6 protein-coding genes are annotated in these 6,521 nt (G+C 34.4%); 5 read left to right on the top strand and 1 reads right to left on the bottom strand.

The window, feature by feature from the left end; translation table 11 throughout:
* Nucleotides 1-195: 195 nt before the first annotated feature.
* Genes HMPREF2937_RS04395 through HMPREF2937_RS04380 form a run of 4 tightly spaced genes read left to right on the top strand, consistent with a single transcriptional unit; the run spans nt 196 to nt 2,837 of the window.
* On the top strand, nt 196-624 hold the full coding sequence (locus HMPREF2937_RS04395) for a DM13 domain-containing protein (RefSeq protein WP_070864108.1): 429 nt from the start codon (nt 196-198) through the stop codon (nt 622-624).
* 40 nt (nt 625-664) lie between these two features.
* Complete coding sequence (locus HMPREF2937_RS04390) at nt 665-1,138, top strand: DoxX family membrane protein (protein WP_070864107.1); 474 nt, start codon at nt 665-667, stop codon at nt 1,136-1,138.
* Between the two features lie 13 nt (nt 1,139-1,151).
* On the top strand, nt 1,152-1,802 hold the full coding sequence (locus HMPREF2937_RS04385) for a response regulator transcription factor (RefSeq protein WP_051036002.1): 651 nt from the start codon (nt 1,152-1,154) through the stop codon (nt 1,800-1,802).
* Nucleotides 1,803-2,837: a HAMP domain-containing sensor histidine kinase gene (locus tag HMPREF2937_RS04380; protein ID WP_070864106.1), complete on the top strand. Its 1,035-nt coding sequence runs from the start codon at nt 1,803-1,805 to the stop codon at nt 2,835-2,837.
* Between the two features lie 171 nt (nt 2,838-3,008).
* Here the strand turns inward: HMPREF2937_RS04380 and scdA are convergent, their stop codons facing one another.
* Nucleotides 3,009-3,704, bottom strand: a complete 696-nt coding sequence (scdA, locus tag HMPREF2937_RS04375; protein WP_070864105.1) for an iron-sulfur cluster repair di-iron protein ScdA — start codon at nt 3,702-3,704, stop codon at nt 3,009-3,011.
* Between the two features lie 512 nt (nt 3,705-4,216).
* Between scdA and HMPREF2937_RS04370 the strand changes: the two genes are divergently transcribed.
* Entirely contained in the window at nt 4,217-6,520 is a 2,304-nt protein-coding gene (locus HMPREF2937_RS04370; protein ID WP_180364617.1) for a nitric-oxide reductase large subunit, read from the top strand.
* Nucleotide 6,521: the final 1 nt, after the last annotated feature.

Genomic DNA, 6,521 nt, shown 5'->3' with positions numbered 1-6,521 from the left:
TTTTTTAGTGTCTACTATAGGGGGAGCATATCAACTTAAAGTACTAGGTTTAAAAGGGATTTTTTAATGTTTAGACACAAATCCGACATGAATTGAAGTTATAACTTAGTTAATAAATAGTTAATGGTATGATATAAATCGCTCATTTATAATAAGCTTAATCATTACAAAAATAAAATGAAATGAGGGTTTATGATGAATAGTAAAACATATTTATTAGCTACTACACTTTTAGCAACAAGTATCGCTTTAGCAGGTTGTAACAATGAAAAAGATGAACAGCCAAAAGAAAAAACAGAACAGACATCACATGAACATAAACACGATCACCATAAAGTGCTGACAGGTGAATTTAAATCAGGTGAAGAGGAAGTGTCTGGTCACGTTAAAATCGAAAATCACCAAATTAAGTTAACAGATTTTAAATCTGCGAAAGGTCCAGATTTGTACGTCTATCTGACAAAGGACGGCAATATTAAAGAGGGCAAACAACTAGAAATGGTCGACTACAATAAACCAACACAAACTTTCGACATCAAAGACGCTGACTTAGATCAATATAATGAAGTGACGATTTATTGTAAGAAAGCGCACGTTATCTTCGGTGCCGCAAAAGTAAAATAGAAGGTTAAAGTGATAATTCAACGAGAAGAGAAGTGATTTCATGAAACATTATCTACGTACGATTGAACTCGTAATTTTATTTTTAATTCGTATTATAGCCGGCGGCTACATTTTAGCTCAAGGTTGGGAGAAGTTAACAGGTGGTTTTAAAATAGAACCGCTGATCCCAGTTGTGATTAAGAATGAAGATTCTCCAGTGTGGTTCAAACTCTTTTTTGAACACATCGTCGCGCACAGTGCTCCCGTCTTTAATGTAATTGTACCTTTAGGGGAAATTGCGATTGGTTTAGGGTTAATATTAGGAATTCTGTCACATATTGCAAGTTTATTTGGCGCCTTTGTTATGCTAAATTATATTTTATCAGATATGATATTTACGTATCCTGTTCAATTAGCACTCTTTATTATATTGTTAATGAATAAAAACTTATTAAAACAAATTTCATTGAGTGCTGTAATCGCATATATTAAAGAAAAAGGTGATACAAGACGTGAACACAATCTTAATCGTTGATGATGAACAAGACATGGTCGACATCTGCCAAACGTACTTCGAATATGAAGGTTATAAAGTATTAACTGCACATAATGGGGAAGATGCTTTGAACCAACTTGATCCATCAATTGATTTAATTATTTTAGACATCATGATGCCGAATGTAGATGGTTATGAAGTGATTAAGGAAATGAAACAACGACAACTGGATATTCCGTTTATTTATATGTCCGCAAAAACAAAAGAACATGACACCATTTATGCTTTGACTCTCGGCGCAGATGACTATTTAAAGAAGCCTTTCAGTCCAAGAGAACTCGTGTTACGTGCGAATAATTTGTTGAGCCGCGTTAAGCGCAGTCAGTCAGCACAAACAGCTTTAACTTTTGATACTTTAAAGTTGAATGATCAACAAAAAAGTGTGGAAATTAATGGTGCTGTGGTGAACTTGAGAATTAAAGAATTTGAATTGTTGTGGTATTTAGCAACGCATGAAAATCAAGCGATATCTAAATCGCAATTGTTAGAAGAAGTATGGGGTTATGATTATTACGAAGATGCAAGTACAGTCAATGTACATATTCATCGCATCAGAGAAAAGTTCGAACAATTTCATTTCGATGCTTACACGATTACCACAGTATGGGGTCTTGGTTATAAGTTCGAAAGGAAAGCAGACTAAATGTTTTCAATCAGAACACAAGTGATTATCGGAGTGTTATCTAGTGTATTATTGGCCTCTACCATCCTCGGTATCGCTTATAAACTGATGTTGTTCAATGGTCATACCACAGTGTTATTGACGATTAGCGCTATAGTATCGAGTTGTTTAACCTTATTCATCTGCAGTTTCTTTTTAACACCACTCGTTCAAAAGATTAAACATTTCAATGTCAGAACGAAACAATTCGCAGATGGTAATTACGAGATGGAACCTACGCAATTTACTTCACCGAGAGAAATTAAAGAACTGAGTCACTCTTTTAATAAAATGGCCCATGAGATTACCAAACAAATGGCACAAATCAAGTCAGAACAACAAGAGAAGTATGAATTGATTCAAAATTTAGCACATGATTTAAAAACACCGCTCGCTTGTATTATTTCGTATTCAGAAGCATTAAAAGATGGTGTCGTTCACTCACAAATAGATCGTCAGGAAGCCTATGACACCTTAATCAAACAATCTAATCGCCTATCTAAAATGTTTGACGAGTTAACGCATGTCGCAACATTAGATGCTCCGAATACTTATGTAGTGGAAATAATCCAAATTGATCAATTGTTATTGAATATACTCAATGGTTATGAACAACGTATGAAAATAGACAACAGACATTTAGAAGTGAAGTTTTGTGATAAGTTGGCACCTTTCAAACAATATCCGCAACCGTTAGAACGTATCATTACGAACTTAATTGATAATGCGATGAACTTCTCGCCATCAGGTAGTCCAATTTATATTTGCCTTGCTGAAAGCGATAAACATATCCAAATTTACATCAAAGATAAAGGCATCGGAATTGCGAAAGCAGATATTAAACGTATTTTTGAGCGTACTTTCAGAGTAGAAGATTCTAGAAATTACCATACAGGCGGTTCTGGTTTAGGGTTATACATCACACAAGAACTGGTGAAACAAATCGGCGGTACGATTCAAGTTGAAAGTGAACCTGAAGTAGGAACTACAATGATCGTATCTTTGCCAAAATTATAAAGCAGTAGAAAAGAAAAGCGTAGAAAGTAAAAGTAAGTATTACAGATAAAAGATAAGAACTAATCCCTAATGAATTAGAAAAGAAAAAACAGACAAGGTTGAAGATATAATCACATCTTCAACCTTGTCTGTTTAGTTTTATAAGATATTCACGCTAAATATAAAGTTAAATTAGCTTTGTTGTAATTGTTCGCGACATTTTTCGAATAAAACGTGGTTTTCTAAATGTACGTGTTGTAATGTCGCATTTTCTAACGCAGCTAAACGAGTGTACACTAAACGCCATGTACCGCAAGCTTCGATAGGTGGTTGGAAATCATTCGTAATTTCATCCATTCTACGTAACAAATTACCCGTACTGTCGTGATCTGCAGTTAAATCTTCGATAATAGCTTCTACGTTATCAACATTCTCGCCATTCGCAAATGCGATAAGTTGAGGGAAGTCTTTTTCATCTTCTTTTTGTGTATGTTCTAACATGTTGTTTTTAAATGTTGTATATAAATCTTTTAATTCTAACAAGTACTCATGACTTGGACCGTGAACTTTTGCGAGTTTAGTCACATAAGGTGTTAAGTTTTTGAACTCTTCTTTCATTGGTTCGTGGTATGCATCTTGGATGTATTGAATTAAAGAAGGGATGCTTAAATATTTAGGATTTAAGCCTTGTCCTCCGGCATTTTGTTTACTTGCTTCATCAAGTTCAGCTAATAAATCTTCTAAAACAACTCTTTTTTTATCTTTCGCAGCTTCTTCAATAGAAACTTGGCCGCCACAACAAAAATCTATACCAGAACGTTTGAAGATATCAGCAGTTTTCGGATAGTCTGTCACAACGTTCGCTACAATATCAGTTTTAGTAATCATAATATACGCTCCTTTTCGACTCATCTCTATTATAAGAAGAATAGTGATAAATAAAAACAAAAAGTGTTCTAAATTAAAAGTATTATTGTAATCTTCATAAAAACTTCAAGGAAATTCATTATAAATTTACCCGGATAGAGATTAAAGTAACTTAAAAAAGGAGTGTTAATATTAAAATAAACGTCATAAAAATTACTTTAAACACTATAAGTGTAAATGAACTTTAAATCAATCGTTTGTGACAAATTTCTGAATAATTGAAAATGATTCCCAATATCAGTAGATTAATGAAAAATATTAAGAAGGAGAGACCATACCGCTTATTAAAATATTTGTAGAACACAAAGTTTGCTTAACAATAAACATATTAAAATAAAACTAAAATCGAAGAAAACAACAATTTATGTATAAATACATTTATGACAAAATTAAGAACTAATTGAGAATGATATTTACTATCAATTGCAGTAGGCGTATTCTGAAGTTGAGAGTCGAAGTTACTGAGGAGAGAAATCGGGATGAAAAATCCATACAGTAGATTGTCGAAAGTCTTAGTAACAATATTAGTCGTCGTATTCGGTATTTTGCTAGCTGGTGGTTGGTTGATATTTAAAAATGAAGCGCCTCGTCCAACAAAAGTGGTGAACGAAAGTGGACAGACGGTCATTTCTAAATCCGAACTAATCAGTGGTCAAGCCATTTATGAAAAATATGGATTGACGGATTATGGTTCATATTTAGGAAACGGATCTTATTTAGGTCCTGATTATACTGCAGAAACATTGCATCATTATTTAAAAGGGATGCATTACTATTATGCTGAACATCTTTATGATAAACCTTTTAAACAATTAAACCAAATGCAGAAAGCAGGCATTGAAGACAAAGTTAAAAAAGAAATACGGGTGAACCGCTATTCAAAAGCTAAAGATGAACTTGTATTAACAGATGCACAAGTTGCAGGCTTGAATTATGTCAGAGATTATTATCATAAAGAGTTTGTGAATAATCCCAAGCAAGCAGGGTTACCACAAAATATGATTGATCAAATCAAGACAGATGATTATATGGTCAAAGGGAATAAAATTGAGCATTTGAGTGATTTCTTCTTCTGGGGTGCATGGTTATCTTCAACAGACCGTCCAGATAGAGATTTCTCATATACAAACAACTGGCCATTTGATGAACAAGCGGGTAATACAATGCCAAGTGAAGCATTGATATGGTCAGCAATTTCCGTTGCGATATTAGTCGCTGGTGTTGCGATTATTATTTACTTCCAAAGACGTTATCAATTCGACATGGAATCAACATATGATAGTGAACGTCGTTTACCTGAAATTAAAATTCAAGATACAATTTCATCAAGTCAGGCCAAAACAGCCAAATATTTTGTGATTGTGATGGTGCTGTTTTTAATTCAAATCTTATTAGGTGAATTAATGGCCCATTATTATGTAGAAAATGAATTCTTTGGTATTCCGCTTCAAAAACTATTCCCATTCAACATTGCGAAGACATGGCACTTGCAGTTGGTGATCTTCTGGGTGGCTACAACATGGCTTGCGACAGGGATCTATATTGTGCCGAGGGTGCTTGGTAAAGAGCCAAAACATCAAGGTAAATTAGTCGATATCTTATTCGTCGCATTATTGATTGTTGCTGGCGGTAGTATGATAGGTGAATGGGGCAATATTCTTGGCTGGATTAACGATAAATGGTGGTTATTCGGTCATTTCGGTTGGGAATATATTGAGCTTGGTAAATTCTGGCAAATTCTATTTATCATCGGTATGGTGCTATGGATGATTATTTTAGCCAGAGGCTTCATCCCAGCGATTAAAGATGGCAGTGAACAACATCGTAAGCGTTTAATCTTACTCTTGTTTATTGGCGCAATCGCAATTCCAATGTTCTACTTAGCATCACTCTTTATTATGCCTAACTCACATGTCACTTTCGCAGATTATTGGCGTTGGTGGATTGTACACTTATGGGTAGAAGGCATCTTTGAAGCTTTTGCGGTTATTTTAATTGGTTTCTTAATGGTAGATATGAAATTAACGACAATACATTCTACAATTCGTGCATTGTACTTCCAAATCATATTATTACTTGGTACAGGTATTGTAGGAATGGGGCACCATTATTACTGGCAAGGCGACCATTCAATTTGGTTAGCATTAGGTTCAAGCTTCTCTGCTTTAGAAGTTGTACCGTTATGTTTATTAATTTGGGAAGCTTACACCCATTATCGTGTTTATAAATTCAGTAAAATTGAATTCCCATACAAAGGTACATTCATCTTCTTAGCTTCTACAGGATTATGGAACGCAATTGGTGCGGGTGCACTAGGATTCTTGATTAATGCGCCAGCCATTAACTACTTTGAACACGGAACACAGTGGACATCTGCGCACGCACATGGCTCAATGGCCGGTGTGTATGGTATGTTCTCAATTGCGATTATGTTATATGTATTAAGAAGTATTACTAAACTTGAATTCTGGACGAAGAAAGTTGAAAAATGGATTTCTATTTCATGTTGGTTATTAAATATTGGTTTAGCTGGCATGGTTTTTATGACATTGCTTCCAGTAGGTTATATTCAACTTACAGATGCATTGAAACATGGTTACTGGCATGCAAGATTGACAGAGTTCTATCAAAAAGACTCAGTTTTTTGGTTATTATGGGGCAGATTGCCTTGGGACTTAATCTTCACAGCCGGTGTAATTATTTTACTTGTAATCACAGTTCGTGCAGTCATGCATCTTAAAAAAGTTAAAAATAATGAATATCAAAATAAAATCTGAT

Source organism: Staphylococcus sp. HMSC061G12 (assembly GCF_001838465.1).
Classification (GTDB): domain Bacteria; phylum Bacillota; class Bacilli; order Staphylococcales; family Staphylococcaceae; genus Staphylococcus; species Staphylococcus simulans.
Note: the sequence above shows the minus strand (reverse complement) of the source record. Positions and strands in the feature narration are given on the sequence as shown.